Here is a 20,052-nt window from a genome sequence, read left to right on the forward strand (position 1 = left end):
TAATATGAATTTTAAAAATTTAGTTTTAATAGCTGTTAGTTTTTTTGTTTTTTCAGTGAGTGCACAGTCAAGAGGTGTTTTTCTTTCCTCATATTCAGATGTGACAAAAATAGCTCTAGAGAAATTAGCTGACCAAACTACGTTTTCAAAATTTAATATCGAATCAGTTAAGAAATCAAAATCAATTGATTCAAAAATTATTTTACTCAAAATAGAAGCCGATAATAAATGGATAAAAAAGTTTAAACTTAAACCTAATACAGTAAAATCAGAAGGGTTTCAAATAATTAATAAGGTTAATAATACGTATTTGATTGCTTCAGATGATTCCGGACTTATGTACGGAATATTAGAGCTTCGCGATCAGCTTAAGCTTAACGGGAACAATTCAAAGTTTATAGAGAAGACTGAAAATCCGCACTTTCCTTTTAGAGCTGTTAAATTTAATTTACCGTGGTCTTCATATCGCATTGGCGAGTCCTTACATCTTCATATGAAGACAGTAAAAGATATCTCTTTTTGGGAAGGTTATTTGGATATGATGGCAGAGAATAGATTGAATGCTTTAACACTATGGAATTTACACCCGTTTACTTTTATGGTTCAATCTGAAAAGTTTCCTGAGGCAACTCAATTTACAGGACAAGAATTTAAAGATTGGCAAAAATTCTGGAGACAATTGTTTAAAATGGCAAAGGACAGAAATATTGAAACCTATATTGTTAATTGGAATATAATTACCTCACCAGGCATCACAGAAACTCATAATGTAGCCAATTATAAGGATGATTTAGAATGGCATTACGGGTTTACACCTGCCGATACTTCTCAGGTTATAGTTGATTATATGCGTGAAACTATTACACAAACTATAAATGAGTATCCCAATTTAACTGGTTTGGGTGTTAGTATTGGTGAACGGATGAAGATGCCAATGGAAGACGCCATGAAATGGGTTAAGAACACGTTTATTGAAGGCATGAAGAATGCTGATAGGAAGGTAAAGTTTATTCATCGTGCACCGTTTAAAGTGGAACCAGAAATAGCAAGAGAATATATAGAGTCTTATACTGATTTTCCTGACCCTATTATTATGGAGTTTAAGTTTAACTGGTCTCATGGGCATTCAACGCCTAATTTGGCAATTACACATGGCGGCAAAGTATCAGACCAATATTGGAACCCTAAACCATCCAACTATAAAATGGCTTGGATGATGCGTAATGAAGATTTTATAATGCTCAATTGGGGAAATACAGAGTTTATTCGTGAGCACATTGCCGTTAATGATATACCAGATGTGACAGCCGGTTACTTTATAGGTTCTGAAACTTATATACCTGCCAAAGAATTTAGAATGAACCCAGATGTTAACTACAATTGGAAATATGCCTATGAAAAAGATTGGGAGTTTTACCAAATGTGGGGGCGTTTAATGTATGACCCCAATACCAGTGATGATTATTTTATAAAAAACTTTAATTATCGTTATGGGAATGAAGTAGGGGAATCTCTATTTAGAGCACTTCAATTAGGAAGTAAAATGCCATTGAGGTTTTCAACTTTTTACAAAGGAACATGGGACTTTACTATTTATAGCGAAGGATTCTTAAATGGAAAGCAACTTTATAGAAATTATAAAGAAGCTGAAGATGCCTTTATTAGAATAGACGAAATGATTACTCATAAAACATTAGACCCTCTGTATCTTAATATTGATGAATATAATAACCTGAAATTAGCAAGAAAATCAATTTCTAATGAATATGTCACACCTCTTGAATTAGCTAATGAAATGGAGCGAAATGGATTAAAAATATTGGAGTTATGTCATAAAATGGAAGGTTCTTCAATAAATAATGCTGAAAATTTTAATATTGAAATCAATGATGTTAAAGCCTGGGCACATCTCAGTTTATATTTTGCAGATAAATTAATGGCAGGTATAAATCTAGATGAAGGTGTTAAAACCAAAAGTTTAGAAAAGAAACAAAAGGCTATTGATTATTTGAGGCAAGGATCAAAGCATTGGCTAGATCTTATTGATTCAACCAAGCAATATCAAGAAGTCTCTCTACTGCATATAAGATCATTTAAATTTTCATGGGAAATGTATTATCCAAGGGTATTAAAAGATATAGAAATAGTGGAAAGTATTAATTTTTAAATCATAATAAAATGAAAAAAATAATTCTGTTACTCGTATTAGTTTTGTTCGTTTTTAATTGCAATTCAAAAAAGGAATCAAAAGACACTCAGATAAATCATGCATTAACAAAAAAATATGAACCTAATTGGGATTCGTTATCAAAGCATAATGCTGAAGCAGAATGGTTAAAAGATGCCAAATTAGGAATTTATTTTCATTGGGGTCCTTATTCAGTACCTGCTTTTGGGAATGAGTGGTACCCTAGAAATATGTATTTAACGGGCTCCAAACCCAATAAACATCATATAAATACATATGGAAGCCCGGAAAAATTTGGGTACCATGATTTTGTGCCAATGTTTACTGCAGATCATTTTGACGCCGAGAATTGGGCAGAACTTTTTGAACTAGCTGGAGCAAAATTTGCAGGGCCAGTTGCAGAACATCATGACGGGTTTTCAATGTGGGATTCAGAAGTTACACCTTGGAACGCTATGGATAAAGGGCCTAAGAAAGATGTTTTAGGCGATTTGTTTAAGGCTTTAGAAAAACGAAACCTAAAAACAATAGCGACTTTTCATCATGCCAGAAATTTACAACGTTATAAAGATTCTTGGGAAAATGAAATAAAAGATAGTATTCACAGAAGATCTTTTAGAAGTAGCCATTATCCTTATTTACCAGAATTTCAAGAAATATTTGATGACCCTAAGTACAGATTGCTTTATGGTTCTGTACCAGAAGATGAATGGAATGAAAAAATATGGCTAGGAAAACTAAAGGAAGTAATTGACAAGTATAAACCAGATATTATTTGGTTTGATAGTTGGTTAGATCAAATTCCTGAAACTTATAGACAACAGTTTTCGGCGTATTATTTAAACGCCGCTGAAGATTGGGATAAAGAAGTTGTAATAGTGAGAAAACAAAATGATTTACCGTTAGAAATTAGTATTAATGATCATGAAAAGTCAAGAGAACCTAAAGCTCTTAAAGAACTTTGGATGACTGATGATACGTTTAGCACGGGTAGCTGGTGTTATACAGATGATTTGGTAATAAAACCTACAGATAAAGTTTTACATGCATTAATTGACGCCGTTAGTAAAAATGGAATATTACTTTTAAATATTTCGCCAATGTCAAATGGCATTATTCCTGATAACCAAAGAAAAGGACTTCTTGAATTAGGTAAATGGTTGAAAATAAATGGAGAAGCCATTTATAACACAAGGCCTTGGATTAACGCTGCAGAAGGACCAACCGCAGAACCTAGTGGAGGATTTAAGGATCACAAGAAATTCTTAGGTATTGAATATACTTCAAAAGATATTCGCTATACCGTTTCTAAAGATGGTAAGACAGTTTATGCAATGACTCTTGGAATTCCAGAAAACAATGAAGAAATTATACTAAAAACATTCGCTTCAGAAAACGTAAAAGTAAAAGGCGTTAGTACTTTAAGTGGAGCATCATATCCATGGGAAATGACAGATGGTGGTTTAAAAATAGAGTCAAAGAATAACGGCAATAATTATGCTCAGGTTTATAGAATTACACTTGATAAATAATATAGAAATGAAAAGAGATTTTAGATTAGGGGTAGTTGTAATGTCCTTTTTTGTAGGTAAAATGATTTATGCACAAAGCGTTGAAAATAGTTTGTCTAAAATGCAAAAACCAAACATACTTTTTATTTTAACAGATGATCAAAGGTATGATTCGATCAAAACGTTTAACACGTTAATAGACGGTCAGGAAATGAGTCAGTTAGGCTATATTGAATCTCCTGAAGTTGATAAGTTAGCATCGCAAGGAACAACGTTTATAAATACCTATTGCCAAGCACCAGGATGTGCTCCATCTAGAGCAACAATGCATTCAGGGCGCTACCCTTTTAGATCTGGTATTTACGAGTTTGAATGGCATAATAATGTCGCCGAACATACTAATCCCTCTTTACCTGAACAAATGGCTTCTATAGGGTATCAAACATTTCATGTAGGTAAGTTAGGTTTTCGTTTGAAGGGTCTCAGTAAAAATGGTAGACCAAAAGGACATAAAGTATATCAAACAGATATAGATTTTAGAAGATTGGGTTTTGAAGGCTTAACGGATTATACCTACGGAAGCATAAAAGAATTAGACGGAAAACCGCTTAACCCACCAGTAAATAGGGTAGAATTATTTGTTACGCCTGAAGGGAAATTTGAATATGTTTGTGACGAATTAATAGCCCAACGCAAGGAGTATAAATCTGTAGCGGAGGATATTACAAAGAAGTATGACCTAATAAGGCATTATAAAAAAGGCGCAAAGGAATCCATATCAAAAGGTATGGTTATTTCAGGTGTTAGTCCACAACCAGCCGGAAAAACTCGAGATGGATATTATGCTCATTTTCTAAATGAATACTTGGTGAATGAAAACAAAGGATTTAATGCAGGAACATTAAAGTTTAACGGCGTTGACCCTTCAAAGCCTGTTTTTGCCCATATTGGATTCGATTTTCCTCATACCCCGGTTTTACCACCTGCTGATTATAGAGAGCGTTTTCAAAAGCACACCTATAAGATTCCAAAAGTTACAGACAAAGAGTTGAAAAGTATTCCGAGTCAGGTTAAAAGACTTGTTAATAATAAGTACACCGATCATCTGTCTGAAGAAGATTTACAGAAAATGATTCAAGATTACTATGCATTTTGTGCTTACGGAGATAGACTCGTTGGTAAAGCGGCGAATGATTTTATTGCTTATAGTGAAAAACACAACCAACCTTGGATGATTATTTACGTATGTGGTGATCATGGATGGAAGTTAAATGAACATGGCGCTACTTCAAAATTCACCCCTTGGGAATGGGATAGTCATAACCCAATTATTGTTGTTTCTTCAGATAAGAAAAAATTTCCAGCGGGTAAAGTGGTTAAAGAATTTACAGAGTTTGTTGATATAGCGCCTACAGCTTTGGCTGCCGCAGGAGAAAAATTAACGTCTGAAAAATATGGATATTTAGACGGACTTGATATGGCAGAAATAGTAGCAGAAGAAGCCCCAATAAGAGATTATATTATTGGTGAAACCCATGCTGTTATTGGTCCAAGAGCATATATCAGAACTAAAGATTATGTACTATCATTAAAAACGAGACCAACAAGAAAAGAGGGTGAAGATATGAAATGGGCATTGTCTGCCTCTTGGGAAGATCTTGATCCTGCCTTATATGATTTTAAAAAAGATCCTCAAGAAATTAATAACGTTGCTTTCGATAAGAAGTATGAACAGATAGCTAAAATGATGAAAGATAAATTATTGAATATTGTTTTAGGTGATAATAGGGTTGAGGTAAATTGGGAAAAACAGGGGACAGGTACTAAAATATTTCGTAGCAACTTTGCTCCTGGAGCACACGATTACAAACTAAAATTATAATTTAAAAGTATCATGAATAATACTATTGAATTATTAGGCCTGCTACTTGTAGTTTCATTTAAATTTAATTTTGCGCAAGAACAATAACCAAATGTGCTTTGGGTTTTATCAACAGTGTTTCCTGAGGTTCCAACATTCTTATAGCCTTGATTGGTTGTGATTACGATACTAACATTGGGTTCAGTAGGAATTTGTTTTTCTTGGACTATATCTTTACAACCCAATACAGTAAGTATTAGCAAAACTAGGGTTTTATTTTGCTCATTTTTGATTCCCAAACTCTAAAATATTTCACATAAAATTTTCCATCCAAGCGGTTGTTGTCTGGAAGTGCTCCAAACCATTTGTTTGATTCACAATTAAAATTCACTTCCAAAGGTTGGTGCCAATGGGTGTTTTCTGCTTCCCGAAATAAAATGCCATCAATATAAAAACGAATATATTCTGGAGTCCACTCTAAACCCCAAACATGATAATCTGCTTGTAATTCCTCAGGAAAGTAATATTTTTTTGTTCTTGAAAAATGTTTTTTAACATCACCATTTTCTTTTGGAGATCTAAAAACATGAATATTAGAGTTTAAATCATGGCGATTATATTCCAAGCCAGGAGCATTTTCACAAATATCAATCTCTGTCCACCAATTTTTACCCGCATTAGTCATCCAAAATCCAGATACCCAAGGCGCATCCATAAGCTTACATTCAGCTTCAAAATACCCATATAGAAATTTGTTTTTACTCTTGATAAACCCCGTAGAATGGGTAAATCCTTCAGGTAAAACTGCATTGCCATGCTTATTTATTTGAATGACTAGCTCGTTGTTTTCTAGACTTACATTTGAGCCATGAAAATAGGTTGGTGGCCTACCTTTCCATTTAGGGTTGTTAGGATACCAATTACTTTCATTCAGTGTGTATTTGTTAAATTCATCAGAAAGATGTTCCAAAAACTTCCAATTTTTTGTGTTCTTTTGGTCTGATAAAGGTAAAAGATTCGAAGTTCGTATGACAGCATTTTCAGTTTTAACAGAATCTACATAATTTTTTGATGGAATTGTTAAGTCTTGAGCTATTAGTGATGAGGACAAAACCAATGCTAAAATTAAAGATTGAAATATGCGGAGACTCATTGGCATTGAGTTCATTTTTTATTTTACACTAAATGTTCACACTAAGTCATTAGTATATTTATGTTATATTACAACTTTCAAGAAATTTCAAAACATAAATCGCTATGAGCGTGGTATGTTTTCTGTTTTTTAGAATTCAGCCTTGTGATCAAACTCATAATCGGTTTCTTTGGAAACAGTATCATCACCTCTTAGCATAATGTATTTGCTAGGAATTACTCCAAATTGCTTTTTGAAACATTTAGAAAAATAAGAAGCAGTATTAAAACCTGTCATATACATCGTTTCCTTAACTGAAAAATCACCTTTTTCAAGTAGTTGAACTGCTCTTTTTAAACGAATATTTCTTATGAATTCAGTTGTCGATAACCCAGTAAGTTCCTTAATTTTAAAAAATAAATGACTTCTACTAATGGTCATTTCTTTCATTAGTGTTGATACACTGAAGTCAGAATTCATCATGTGTTTTTCAACAACGGCAATGGAGTCTTTTAGAAATTTCTCATCAGAAGATGTTACGGTAACCTCACTAGGTTGTAATGTGATCTCTCTATTAAATTTTTTTCTAAGTTCTTCTCTTTGTCTTAAAATATTCGATAATTTGAGTTCGAGGATTTCTAAATCAAAAGGTTTTCTTATATACGCATCAGCACCTGTTTTTAAGCCTTCTATTTCCTTTTCTTGGGATGTTTTTGCGGTTAACATCACCACTGGGATGTGGCTTGTTTCTTGTGTGCTTTTAAGTTCATTACAAAATTCAATACCGTTCATTATAGGCATCATCAAATCTGTAATAATAATATTAGGCATAAATTCTTTAGCTAATTGAAGTCCTTTTTCCCCATTTTCAGCTTCATAGATGTAATAATTTTCTCCAAACCCTTTTTTTATGAAAGCCCTAATGTCTGCGTTGTCATCGATTATTAATAGTACAGGTAGTTTCGATCTAGATTTTGTAATATTGTTATCCACAATATCATCCATTAAACTTAATGCGTTAGATTCAGCCACTTCTTGACTAATGAATTCTTTGGGTTCAATGTTTTCGTGAAAATTAATTCCTGCTTTTTTGTTGTAGGCCTCTTTATTTTTTGGCAACCATACATAGAAGGTCGTACCGTTTTCAGGATCGCTTTGTACCTTTATTATTCCTTGATGTAACTCAACTAAATTTTTAGTAAAAGAAAGACCAATACCTGCTCCTTTAATATTTGCATCATTTGTAATACCAATTTCAGTATAAAAACGTTCAAAAACATGTTGAATTCTATGCGAAGGAATACCTGGCCCTGAGTCCTTTACTTGTATTATAATATATTTTGATTGATCTAATTCTAAGTCAATAGTATCTGGTTTTTTGAAATTATTTCCATCAAACAAATTAATAGCTATTGAACCATTATCCGGAGTGAACTTAAAGGCGTTTGATAAAAGATTATTGACAATTTTTTCTATAGCTTCAGGATCGAACCATGTTAATAGTCTGTTTTTAGAAGCTTTAATCTCAAACGATATGTTTTTTTTGCGACTTAAAAATTGAAAAGGAGCGGCAACTTCTTTTAGAAACACAACGATATCACTTTTACTTAGATTTAAGTTCATTTTTCCATGATCCATTTTCCGGAAATCTAATAATTGGTTTATTAATCTAAGCAAGTAATTTGTGTTTTTACGCATGACCCCATATTGGTCACTAACTTCTTTAGGGCTAATAGTTTCTCCTTTTTTAATTAAATAATCTAAAGGTCCTTTAATGAGTGTTAGGGGTGTTCTAAACTCATGTGATATATTGGTGAAAAATTCAAGTTTTAAGCGTTGTATTTCTTCATGCTTATCTTTTTCTACATGTTCAAGTTCTAATTGATGTTTTCGTGCAGAGCGTATTATTGTGAATCTTCTAAAAGCTAAAAGCAGCACTATGGCGAGGGCTAAATAAAATAGATAGGCTAGGTTAGTTCGCCAAAAAGGAGGTGATATTTTTATGTTAATTTCTACTGGTTTTTCATTCCAAATATTATCATTATTAGAGGATTTTACCTTTAGTGTATAATAACCTGGTGCTAAATTAGTATAAGTCGCAATACGATTCTCTGATGTGGTATAAATCCAATCATTATTAAACCCTTTCAATGTATAGGCATAATTATTTTTTTGAGGCGCCGAATAATGCAAAGCAGCAAACTCAAATGAAAAACTATTTTCATCATATTTTAAATCTATTTCATTGATTGTATTAATTGATTTGTCTAATATTACCCTACCATTGAATTGATCACCAATTTTAACTGGTTTATTAAATATTGAGAAGTTTGTCAAAATTGTAACAGGTATAACTTCATTATTTGTGATTTCATTTGGGAAAAAAGCGTTGAATCCGTTCACACCACCAAAGAGCATTTCTCCATCTTGTTTTTTAAATGCTGTTAGCTCACTAAATTCATTATTCTGTAAACCATCATTGACATCGTAATTCTGAAAAGACTCAGCTTTTGGGTTAAACCGCGATAAGCCCTTATTTGTAGAAAGCCAAAGATTTTCTTGATCATCTTCTAGAATGTCTTTAATTACATTATTTGGTAGTCCATTTTCTTCAGAATACCTTTTGAATTCAATGGTATTTGTTTCAAGGTTTTCAATAACCTTATTCAATCCACCTCCAAGAGTTCCTACCCAAATAACTCCTGATTTACTTTCAGTAATGGTTAATACATAATTATGACTAATAGAAGTTTTATTATTTGGATTCGTTTGAAAAACATTGAATTTAGGCTTTTTCATATGAATCTGGTCTGGTTTTAACCTGCAAAGCCCTCTTCCTGTAGCAAACCAAATATTACCTTTTGAATCCTGAAAAATATCACGGATAATATTACTAGGAAGACTAAACTTATTATCTGGATAATGGATAAGGGCATCCTTCTTGAAATCTGTTTTTTCATTATTTATTAACCACCTATAAACTCCATCCCTATAGGTGCCAACCCAAACATTTTTATCTCGATCCTGAAGAATTGAAAATACGCTGTTGCGTACTTCCGTAATAGGCTTAATATCTTGATTGGCTTTTGGTTTATTATCAGTTAAATCCAATTCATAGAGACCAGGCGAGCTTTCAACACCAATAAATAATTTACTGGCGTTTTTCAAGTGAATTTCCTCAAGAGCAAAAACATTATTTACTTTATCAAATTTTATAAATTTATTTGTTTTTCTGTTAGTAACACTTAGCATGTTTAGACCACCGCCTTCTGTGCCAACCCAAAGATTTTTTTGACTGTCCTCAAGAATAGTACGAACTTTATCATGGCTTAAGCTATTTGGATCTAAACTTTTATTAATATGACGAAATTGCTTTCTTTGAGGATCAAATTTGTTTACACCACCGCCATTAGTTCCCACCCAAACAATACCAGTTTTATCTATAAATAATGATTTAACGGCATCCTTACTTAAACTATGGTATGGATTAACGGGATCATATTTGTAAATAGAAACCAATCGAGGTAATTCAGTCGCAGATGAATTATCAAACTCAATAAGACCGCCTAAAGTTCCTGCCCAGATTTGGTTATTTCTTATTGAGAGGGTGGTGAAGGCACCTTTTCGGATAAGTTGTGTATTATCAGATTCTTTTTCAGGTGAAAAACGATACAAGGCATTACTGGTGCCAATGATTAAGTTATTAAAACCATCTTGAGCAATACATCTTATGTTAACACCAGGGAAATTGATAGAAGTATCTATTGGTTTAAAATATTGATCTCCATTTTTATTAATCGATAATTTGGATAGGCCATAATAATCACCTTTCCATAATTGCTTCATCTTATCTTCAAAAAGGACATTAACAGTGCTATTATTTCTTGAAGGGCTAATATTATTTGTAAATATGTTAAAGTGTTCCACTTCCAGAGAGTCAATAGACTTTTTTAAATCTATCATATCCAGGCCCCTGTTTGAACCAATCCACAATCTCCTCTTACTGTCTTTATAAAGTAGGGTTATATAGTTACTTTGTAAGCTGTATTTATTGGATTTATTTTTTTTAAATGTTTTGAAAGTTTCTGTTTTCTTGTCAAAATAGTTTAACCCACCGCCAGTGGTGCCTATCCATAAATTTCCGTTTTCATCTCCAATAATTTTCCAGATTAAATTGCTACTAATGCTATTTTTGTCATCAGCATTAGGTTTAAAAACAGTAAAGTTATATCCGTCATACCTGTTCAAACCATCATGAGTTCCAAACCACATGAATCCGTCATCATCCTGATATATAGCATTTACGTCACTTTGAGATAATCCATTTGCTGTAGTTAAACGTTCAAATTTTTGTGAATTTTGACCATAACTTGGTGATATTCCAAATAAAAATAGGGCAAGTGTAAAATAAGTAATTCTAAAAACTAGGATTGCTTTTATTGAATGCTTCTTCATATAAACAAATATATTAAATTGATTAGATAAAAATTCTTCAATAAATAGCTATCTATTGCCATAGTGCAGCTATTTATTCTAGAATGGTAATCATGACATATTAGTTTTAAAGTTTTATATTTTTGGATTGGGTCAACGCTAAAACGATTTAAAATAAACACCAATTATATTTCTATAAATCTTCTAATTTCCATGTTCTTACCCAATCATAGTAGGTAGTTCTATCTTCAACTGATCCGGTCATTCCACCATCAGCCGGAACCGGGTTCCAGTTATAGGTTTCAACCACCAATCTTATATACATGTCTAAATTGAAATGTGCTGGCGGAGTAACAGTGTATGCTTTAGTGCCGTCAAGGTAGAACTCAATTTCGGTGGAGCTTTTCCACCAGGCAGCGTATATATGATAATCTTCAGATGCTTTTGTGTCTAAGAGCATATCATTACCAGCAGATCCAGTTGGGGTTTCTACACACGACGTATTTCTACTATGTGTATTAGAGTTCATTTTTCGGTCTTTATCTTTTGTCCAGCTATCCGTACCGGTAATTTGGCCAACACATTCTTGAATATCAAGTTCAGTTGTTCTCTTGTCACAATTTGAGCCTTCATTCTTTACATTTATTAACCAGAATGTTGAAGACATAAACGTTTTATTAGCCTTCATCCTGCATTCAAAGTATTGACCTACTTTTGCAGATGCATTGGAGGTAATATTAGAGCCTGCATGCGTGAATGTCATACCGTTAACAACCTCGGGAGTATGCAATATGTCTGCTGTAAGTCTTAAAGCACCATCAGCTTGAGAAACGGTGTTTTTTTTGAATAATCCTGGAGCTCTTCCTATCCATTGTGTAGGATTTGTATTTTTCCATTTGACTTCATCAAAGATATTTGAGTTGAACTCATCTGATAAGTTCTCAACCTTAGCCCACTTTTTTTCTGCTGGGGTAGGATTAACACTAACAAAGTAGGGCATGTTAGTAGATGGGGCTTTCTTTGTAACAATAACGTCAAAGCTACATTCAGCTGAATTACCAGCTGCGTCAGTAACAAGAAATATGTTTGTTGTTGTTCCAATAGGGAATTTTTCTCCTGAAGCTATTCCAGCCGTTTGTGTTGTGATACTCCCTTCATTATTATCAGTACCAATTGGAGTTGCGTATGTTATTATAGCTTCATTGGTAAAGGTATCTACACTTGATTCTATATTTGAAATACATTGTATTGTTGGTGGTGTTATATCAATAGATTCTTTGATGTCATTAGGTTCGTCATGACTACTACAATGAATGAATAAAGTACATATTGATAAGATCACCAAGAAATTAGCTTTGTTTTCTAACATGTTAAGTTGGCTCTGATTTAGATAACAAAATTGATTTTTAAAAGCTAAATGTAGTTCTACATATGTATTTAGAACTATAACAGATGTACTAATAGGTACATATGCATGGCATGGTAAAAAATAACAATGTCAAGATTAAGAAAGGGGGCTTTGCCAAAAATAATAGTTTTTGGGATTAGCACGCTAAGATTAAAATGAATGCCATTGAAGGTCAAAACGAGGTTATATAATTATTAGATGAAGGGGGGTAACCCCACCATGATATGAACCCTTTTGTATGCATGGCTAATCAAGATTAGTACTACAGATTTGAAGTCAGAAGGTAATGAGGTCGCCATAGAGGGTATAGAAACAAAACACGAGGGTTTAACTATTGCTAATGGCTAAAAAAAAGATAAAACTTCCGCCTATATAGGCTTGTTTCAACGTGATTATCTGCCGCCATCGGCATTTTATTTTAGATTAAAATTTAATGGTGATGAAGAAATGGATAGGAGTTTTCAAGAGGTATCTGGATTGAAATTAACCATTACAACCGATTCATAGAAAGCAGGCGGTAATAATGTCGTTAAATGTAAGCCTAAAAAAACGGTTTAGTGTGAACTAAACCGTTAGTTTGGAACTGATTATGAACTGTAGCGAGAGCGGGGCACGATCCCGCGACCTCCGAGTTATGAATTCCAATCAGAATAATTTTTTAAATTATAAATGATTGAATATCAATACTTTGTAATTTTTTGTTTTGCTAATCGTGTTCTAAATCGTGTTCCAAATCGTGTTCAGTTTGGGTTCACAATTGTTAGTAATAATAATAGTCTAAATATAAACCTAAATTCTGAGTTATTAAGAAGCTTTTCCATTAATTATAAAGCACTCTATTTATAAAAGTGAAACTGATTTTAAGAAGTTAGTGTACGCAGCAAACTATTTAAAGAATTTTTTTTGTAAAAAATATTTAGTACATTGTTTAACTCTCCTACAATTACATTAATAGCTATTTTAAGGATTTAATTAACCTCGTTTATTTTATGCCCAAGTTTTAAAATATAGTCATGTTTTTGTGTTATTTACAGATGCTCTATACGCTGATTATAATAAGAATGGTGCTGCAAATTATATTGTGAATTATAAAAACAGAGCTACAATTTAGAAATACTTTTTTATGAGTTCTAAGCTTCAAAATTTTGATAATTTGAGTAGCATTAATAAGAAAAATGTAAAAGTGTTTGATAAACAAAAACAAATCATGTCAACCAATACGGAAGCTCTTGTATTCTCTTCAAAGCATGAAATCCCTTTTCAAGAATATACAAAAGACAATTTTCAATTAGTAGATTTTTTCTTTTCAGAGGAATTGTATAAACCCAAAGTCAAACTTTTAAAATATGTCTCTGCGGAACATGTGTCTTCAGAAAAAAATCAAAAGAAACAATTCATTTATTATGCACATATTTATGTGCAATAAAGTTACTTATTAAGTAAAAGAGAATAATTATGGCAGAAATATTAAAACAAGTAGACGGTATTATTGATTTTGATATTCTTATCAATGGAATAAAAATAAAGGATACTGTAGAAGTTCTAGAGATATTCGTTGAAATGGAAGTCAATAGAATAACATCAGCGACTATTGTTATTCAAGATGGTGGAGCTATAGGAGTTGTTGGCGAAGGGTTTACACATAGTGAAGGAAAAGAATTTATACCTGGTTGTGATATTGAAATTTCTCTTGGTTATATTGATACTACCAAAAAAGTGTTTAAGGGCATCATTGTTTCTCAAAGACTCAAAGTAAAAGGAAAAGTTTCTCAACTTACTGTTATATGTCAAGATAAGGCTATAAATATGACTCAAGGCAGATTTAATGCCTTTTTTCAAAATAAGACAGATTCAGATGCTATTAAAAGTATTGCTTCTAAATATAGCTTGGACTTTGAAATGGATGCTACTAAACAAGAACATCCGGTATTAATTCAATACAACTGTTCAGACTGGGATTATATTGTGGTTAGGGCCGAAGCAAATGATATGCTTGTTCATACGTATCAGAATAAGCTTAGTATAGTAAAAAATGATTTTAGTAAGGAGCCGAAATATGAAATTAAATCTTCTCAATATGTTATTGATATAGACTTAAACCTGGAAAGTGAGAACATATCGGGAACCTATAATATGTCATCTTGGGATTCTGGCACCCAAGACATTGTTTCAATCTCAGCGAATGTTAATGATACCTTAAGCCAAGGTAATTTAAGTGCTAAAAAATTGTCTGAAAACCTAAGTAATTCTTCAGATAGTTTTTCATCGGCATCCATGGATAAAGAAGAAATGAAGACATGGTTAGAGTCTAAAGCAAATAGGGCTATTCTAGAAAAAATTCAAGGAAAAATTACGGTACCAGGAAATACTAAAATCATTCCTGGTGATATCATTAAGCTTTCAGAATTTAGCGAACGATTTAATGGGAAGGCTTACATTTCAAAAGTAATTCACGCTTTACAAGATGGAGCGTGGCTAACGGAATTATATGTTGGCAAATCGGCAAAATTACATGCCGCATTACCAGATGTTGAAGATATGGGAGCGTCTGGGTTGATGCCTGCATTAACAGGTACTCAGATTGCTAAAGTTAAAAAAATATATGAGGATCCTGATAATAATTATCGGGTTTTAGTGACACTTCCAACCTTTACGGGAACAGGACAAGAAGATGGAATTTGGGCAAGAATCGCATTTCCTTATGCTTCAGGTGATGCAGGTTTTTTTTTCTTTCCAGAGGTTGATGATGAAGTCATTCTTACTTTTATGAATAACGATCCCAGATTTCCAGTAATAACAGGGGCGATATACAATGGTAAAAATAAACCCAAGGAAACACCAGATGAAAAGAATCAATTTAAATCTATATATTCAAAGTCTGGTATCCATATTAAATTTGATGATAAAGATAAAATCTTGACCATTGCGACACCCGGAAATAATACCATTGTACTTGATGATAAAAATAAAAATGTGAGTATTAAAGATATGAATGAAAATTCCATTGTTATGGATGATTCAGGAATAACAATGAATACACCAAAAGATATAAATTTAAAAGCAGATGGCAATATAAACCTAACTGCGACTTCTAATTTAGCAATGAAAGCCACCGCCGATGCTACCTTAGATGGATTAAGTATTACACATAGTGCTCAAACCTCGTTTACAGCCAAAGGTAATGCCTCAGCAGAATTATCTGCTTCTGGCCAGACTACTGTAAAAGGGGCCATGGTAATGATAAACTAAAAAGAAAGAACCTATGCCACTTGCTGCAAGATTAACTGATATGCATGCCTGCCCAATGGTTACTCCGGGGTTACCTCCAATACCTCATGTTGGAGGTCCTATTTTAGGACCGGGCTCACCAAATGTTTTAATTGGAAAAATGCCTGCTGCTGTTTTAGGAGATAGTTTGGTTTGTGTTGGACCTCCTGATACAATTGTTCAGGGGTCTGCTACGGTTATGATAGGAGGTAAGCCAGCAGCAAGAATGGGTGATTCCACCGCTCATGGCGGTAGTATTGTACTTGGGTGTCCAACAGTAATGATTGGCGGTTAATAATGAAGAAAGTAAATAAATCATTTTTATGACGGACTTGACATTTTCACCTTCATTTAGCAATATGACACAAAGTGATTATCTGACTGATTATGACTCTTATTTTTGTTAAATGCTAGTGATACCAATAAATTTTAAAGAAGCTTCATCCGCACAAAAGAATTTTTTTAATATCAGACTTACTTAATTTAGAATGTCAGTATTTATATCGGAATATGTGTAAAATCGATTATGTTCTAGCTTTTTTTTATATATTTATCTAACCACTAGTACTTTAGTGGTCTCTCCCTTTTTTGATTAATGGTTTTTTTGGTGACAAATTCTTAGGTTTTTGGAATGGATTTTATAGACCTTTTTAGTAAGGCAGTGGTTCAATAAAAACATTAATATAGGTTAATAATTCCATTTATATTCTATAAGCTACCTCACCCAAAGTTTGAATGCTTTTGAAAAGCGTATCAAAAAAGAATATTGAAAATTGATTAAGGAGATCAATTTAGAAACGATTAGTTAATTAATATATAACCGAAAATCATATGGAATTACTATTTGATAAAAACAAGAATTTATTTCAAGATCAGTTAAGTATGGGAATAAAGTTATCCTCAGGAATAGACGAAAAGTTGTTTCTGGATATAGCACAGAATACTACGCTAAAGGAACTTGAATTACCTATTGTTATAGCTGAAGGAGGAATTACTGCTTCTGGTCCCGTAAAAGAATTCCGATTTAAGGAAGTTCCAAACGTGAGTATTTCTGGCAATGCCGGTGCTAATCTCAGAATTGGCATTTATGATAAGGCAGAAGATGTTAAAAAAGATTTGATACATAAAGATAAATTAGGGCTCGATTTACCAGATCTAGATGATAAATCCGTTTATGGTGTTTTTTCATATGGATATTTCATTAACGGGGATGTTGAAGGCGAGTGGCCTCTAGGTTCGGTACAATTGTCAGCTAGTGTAGACGGTAATGAAGAAAAGCGCGCCGCAGTAATTGTTACCTTAAAAAAAACTATTGGAATTAAAAAGGCAATTGTTGGTATTATAAGTGAACTACAATCTCCTAAACAAGTTCAAAATGCGAAGGATCTTGCACCAGGGACTTATTTAGTTATGCAAAGAGAAGGGACATTAAATACGAATTTTGGCGCTCAGGTTGGTTTTGATTTTGATTGGACATTTGAATCTCAAAATCCTAATTTTAATGGGACTTTGGGTTTGCAAACAAGGCTAGGCGGTTTAATGCAGGTTGGATTGAATATTGCAGGTGAATTCACACTTATTGTCAGTAGACCCCAAAAAGGACAAGTTATACATCTTCATCTTAATAAAAGAAGGCTCAATGGCTGGAATTTTGCAGCTGGATTAAATGCTTCAGTCCAAGGCGATCTTAACGAGTTTGATGACTTTTCGGTAAATGATATCATAAAGGCAACCATTGGAATACATCATGCTCAGATCCTTGAGGATATCAGAAAATGGGTGAACCCAGATGTAGCGGAAAAAAAATTACATGGACTTACTAATCAATTATTAAAAGAAATTACCGGTACAACTACTTTTAAAAAAGCAAATCAAACGTTAATAGCGTTATTTGACAAATGGGACGCTGTTGGTAGTGAAGGTGGTGGTGCAATTTTGAAATTAATTGAAGATAATGCATCTGTAGATTTGAGCAAGGTACAAGAGGATTTTAAAAAATTAAGTACAGCGGACGTAGCAGATTTTTTAGAGGAAAAACTGGAGAAAACAGGATTTCAAGACACTAAATTTGGGCAAATATTAAGTGCAATTGTGCCATTTGATGATTTATTTGAAATTGTTGCTGAACAGGAGCTTGTAAATAAACTTCAGGACAAATCTAGGAAGCTATCAGAACTTTTAGATTTTCAAGAACTAATCAAAAACCTTCATAAAAAGATCTCTGAGAAGCTGTCACTAGATCGTATTAGAAAAGCTGCAAAATCAGGAAATCTAGAAGAGTTAGGAGATTGGCTAAAAGGAAAACTTACTAGCTTAACACAAAATGATCTTGCTGATGAATTAAGGTTAATAGATGCTTATATTAGTAACTTTGAAAATAATGCTGTACAAATTTTTGAAAAGGTAAAAACGGCCCTACAGCGAGAATATGGTATGTCACTTGCGTATACCTATCAAAAACAAAAGGAGTACAGTGCCCTTATTGATGCTCATTTTAATTTTGCACAGAACGCTCAAATTGGTGATATACTTGAAGAAGCTCTCGATGGCAATTATAGCCAGCTTATGACAAATACTGAAATCAAGGGTATTCATTTGAATAATGGCATTTTAACGCATAGAATTAAAAAACAAAAAACGCTCTCATTACTTATACCAGGGGCAAAACGGAATTTTAGTAGAATTAATCAATCTATAGCAGCAGGGACATTTATTGATGAACAGGATGGTAGATTGATTATGTATGAGTTAAACGCGAGCGATACGATCCGACGCAACAAAAGGTTGATTCAACTTTCACTAACAGGAAATTATTTCGGAAAAAAGAAAGGACATTCTTTTGGTTTAGAAAAGGAGTCTCTAAAAGTATCTTTTGATTTTAAAGTACAGGATAAAAAATTAAGAAGAAGGCATTTAGAACAAATAGTGGAACCATTTATTAAGGTTAATCTTAAGCACTCATTTTCAGAAACTACCAACCTGACAACTGATCAATGGATAAATCAAATGGATTACGATATTGAAAATTTTAATGCCAATGGAAAGAAAAGGTTTGGCAAGACATTGATTACGATGACCCATAAAATACCACCACAAATTGCTAATGCCTGGATGGGTGCTCCAAGTAATAAAAAAGATAAAAAATATAAGGAAGTTTCCTCTGCCATTCAAAAGAGTATGCGGGGACTTGTTCAAACTTTTGCGTACGAAAACGAGGAGATGTTCACAAAAAATTATAATAGAGAGAAACTTCAAGTTATTTTACTTTATACGTCCCTTCCTGTAGTTAAGGATATACATTATAATTACAGTGATTTGATTAAGAGACCAGGTAAGGTAACCGCAAATTTGGGTAGAAATATTATGATATTGGCGGATAAATTGAGACTTGATCCAGATCCTCATGTACGGCGATCTGCTGATGATTTTGACAACGTGCAAACAAGCATAAGGGAAATTACTAACATGATGGTTAATGATTCCGACTTTATTAGAAAGTTAGAGAATTTGGTGAGTAAAGAACATAACATCGTCAGTAAGGTGATTAAGTCGGCAACCAAAATTTCCGGTTTAAAAAAGACTGCCATAAATCATCCGGAGATAGCCATAAAGAAATTGTCAGAATTTGGGGCGGAACTCACAGATACGATAAATGATGTGAACGTAGGATTTATAGCTATACGAAAAGACTATACCCGTTTTATGGGACCTCACTTGTTTATTGCTGCTTCAAAGGCATTAGCTCCAGGTTTGGTAGATAATACCACAGGATTTCTGGAACTTATCGTTTTAAAAGAGTCCTCAAATTTTGAAATGGAAAGTTATTTAGATGGTAAAAAACCGGAGATTAAGGATATTATTATATCACAGTTGATTGTTGATATGAGTTGATACCTAGGTTGTTGTATAAACATTTTCCTTGAAGCAATTTTTTAAACCATAAATTTATTAAAGCATGTTCGAAGATTTTAATTTTTCTGATGAAGAATAAAAACAGCTAAAACTTATAATGAACACGATTGATTAATTAGTCATGATTTAAGTTGTTTTTTTAATGAACAATAAGAGCATAATTACGAAAGTAAAAGAAAAATCATCACACTTATTTTATCTGAATAAATTAAAAACCGAAGTTCAGTTTTTGAACAGAAATTTAACCCAGCTTAAAGAAAACATAGTTAATACGCAAAAGGAACTCCATACTCATTTAAAAGATATCGACTTTTTAAAAAACAACTAAAAAACGTTTCT

At 32.9% G+C, this 20,052-nt stretch carries 11 protein-coding genes; 7 read left to right on the top strand and 4 right to left on the bottom strand.

The window, feature by feature from the left end; all coding sequences use genetic code 11:
* Positions 1 to 4 precede the first annotated feature (4 nt).
* From IE051_RS14100 to IE051_RS14110, 3 genes are read left to right on the top strand one after another with little or no spacing between them, the layout of a single operon-like run.
* Positions 5 to 2,167: a hypothetical protein gene (locus IE051_RS14100; RefSeq protein WP_189361742.1), complete on the top strand. Its 2,163-nt coding sequence runs from the start codon at positions 5 to 7 to the stop codon at positions 2,165 to 2,167.
* A gap of 11 nt (positions 2,168 to 2,178) precedes the next feature.
* A complete protein-coding gene (locus IE051_RS14105) occupies positions 2,179 to 3,720 on the top strand; it encodes an alpha-L-fucosidase (protein ID WP_189361744.1) in 1,542 nt (513 codons plus the stop codon).
* Between the two features lie 7 nt (positions 3,721 to 3,727).
* Complete coding sequence (locus IE051_RS14110; RefSeq protein WP_229796824.1) at positions 3,728 to 5,581, top strand: sulfatase-like hydrolase/transferase; 1,854 nt, start codon at positions 3,728 to 3,730, stop codon at positions 5,579 to 5,581.
* Here IE051_RS14110 and IE051_RS14115 read toward each other — a convergent pair.
* The 4 genes from IE051_RS14115 to IE051_RS14130 form a co-directional block, all read right to left on the bottom strand.
* On the bottom strand, positions 5,563 to 5,823 hold the full coding sequence (locus tag IE051_RS14115; protein WP_189361746.1) for a hypothetical protein: 261 nt from the start codon (positions 5,821 to 5,823) through the stop codon (positions 5,563 to 5,565). The two genes, IE051_RS14110 and IE051_RS14115, sit on opposite strands and share 19 nt — an antisense overlap.
* A gap of 2 nt (positions 5,824 to 5,825) precedes the next feature.
* Positions 5,826 to 6,713, bottom strand: coding sequence for a family 16 glycosylhydrolase (locus IE051_RS14120; protein ID WP_189361747.1), 888 nt, complete (start codon positions 6,711 to 6,713; stop codon positions 5,826 to 5,828).
* Between the two features lie 129 nt (positions 6,714 to 6,842).
* Positions 6,843 to 11,147, bottom strand: a complete 4,305-nt coding sequence (locus IE051_RS14125; RefSeq protein ID WP_189361750.1) for a hybrid sensor histidine kinase/response regulator transcription factor — start codon at positions 11,145 to 11,147, stop codon at positions 6,843 to 6,845.
* Between the two features lie 172 nt (positions 11,148 to 11,319).
* Positions 11,320 to 12,495 carry an HYR domain-containing protein gene (locus IE051_RS14130; RefSeq protein ID WP_189361752.1) on the bottom strand — a complete coding sequence of 392 codons (1,176 nt, stop codon included), beginning with the start codon at positions 12,493 to 12,495 and terminating at the stop codon, positions 11,320 to 11,322.
* A 1,162-nt stretch (positions 12,496 to 13,657) separates the two neighbouring features.
* Here IE051_RS14130 and IE051_RS14135 point away from each other — a divergent pair.
* The 4 genes from IE051_RS14135 to IE051_RS14150 all read left to right on the top strand — a co-directional run bounded on the left by IE051_RS14135 (position 13,658) and on the right by IE051_RS14150 (position 19,692).
* Positions 13,658 to 13,960: a hypothetical protein gene (locus IE051_RS14135; RefSeq protein ID WP_189361754.1), complete on the top strand. Its 303-nt coding sequence runs from the start codon at positions 13,658 to 13,660 to the stop codon at positions 13,958 to 13,960.
* Positions 13,961 to 13,989: 29 nt separating this feature from the next.
* A complete protein-coding gene (gene vgrG / locus IE051_RS14140; RefSeq protein ID WP_189361755.1) occupies positions 13,990 to 15,783 on the top strand; it encodes a type VI secretion system tip protein VgrG in 1,794 nt (597 codons plus the stop codon).
* A gap of 13 nt (positions 15,784 to 15,796) precedes the next feature.
* Entirely contained in the window at positions 15,797 to 16,096 is a 300-nt protein-coding gene (locus IE051_RS14145) for a PAAR domain-containing protein (protein WP_189361757.1), read from the top strand.
* Positions 16,097 to 16,632: 536 nt separating this feature from the next.
* Positions 16,633 to 19,692, top strand: coding sequence for a hypothetical protein (locus IE051_RS14150; RefSeq protein WP_189361759.1), 3,060 nt, complete (start codon positions 16,633 to 16,635; stop codon positions 19,690 to 19,692).
* The last annotated feature ends 360 nt before the right edge of the window (positions 19,693 to 20,052 follow it).

The sequence above is a fragment of the Algibacter mikhailovii genome (genome assembly GCF_014651495.1).
Taxonomy (GTDB): Bacteria; Bacteroidota; Bacteroidia; order Flavobacteriales; family Flavobacteriaceae; genus Algibacter_E; species Algibacter_E mikhailovii.

What these genes read in the sequence shown, in the direction of transcription:
- IE051_RS14100 (WP_189361742.1), top strand. Translation starts at nt 5, where the DNA reads ATGAATTTTAAAAATTTAGTTTTAATAGCTGTTAGTTTTTTTGTTTTT.
- IE051_RS14105 (WP_189361744.1), top strand. Translation starts at nt 2,179, where the DNA reads ATGAAAAAAATAATTCTGTTACTCGTATTAGTTTTGTTCGTTTTTAAT.
- IE051_RS14110 (WP_229796824.1), top strand. Translation starts at nt 3,728, where the DNA reads ATGAAAAGAGATTTTAGATTAGGGGTAGTTGTAATGTCCTTTTTTGTA.
- IE051_RS14120 (WP_189361747.1), bottom strand. Translation starts at nt 6,713, where the DNA reads ATGAGTCTCCGCATATTTCAATCTTTAATTTTAGCATTGGTTTTGTCC.
- IE051_RS14125 (WP_189361750.1), bottom strand. Translation starts at nt 11,147, where the DNA reads ATGAAGAAGCATTCAATAAAAGCAATCCTAGTTTTTAGAATTACTTAT.
- IE051_RS14130 (WP_189361752.1), bottom strand. Translation starts at nt 12,495, where the DNA reads ATGTTAGAAAACAAAGCTAATTTCTTGGTGATCTTATCAATATGTACT.
- IE051_RS14135 (WP_189361754.1), top strand. Translation starts at nt 13,658, where the DNA reads ATGAGTTCTAAGCTTCAAAATTTTGATAATTTGAGTAGCATTAATAAG.
- vgrG (WP_189361755.1), top strand. Translation starts at nt 13,990, where the DNA reads ATGGCAGAAATATTAAAACAAGTAGACGGTATTATTGATTTTGATATT.
- IE051_RS14145 (WP_189361757.1), top strand. Translation starts at nt 15,797, where the DNA reads ATGCCACTTGCTGCAAGATTAACTGATATGCATGCCTGCCCAATGGTT.
- IE051_RS14150 (WP_189361759.1), top strand. Translation starts at nt 16,633, where the DNA reads ATGGAATTACTATTTGATAAAAACAAGAATTTATTTCAAGATCAGTTA.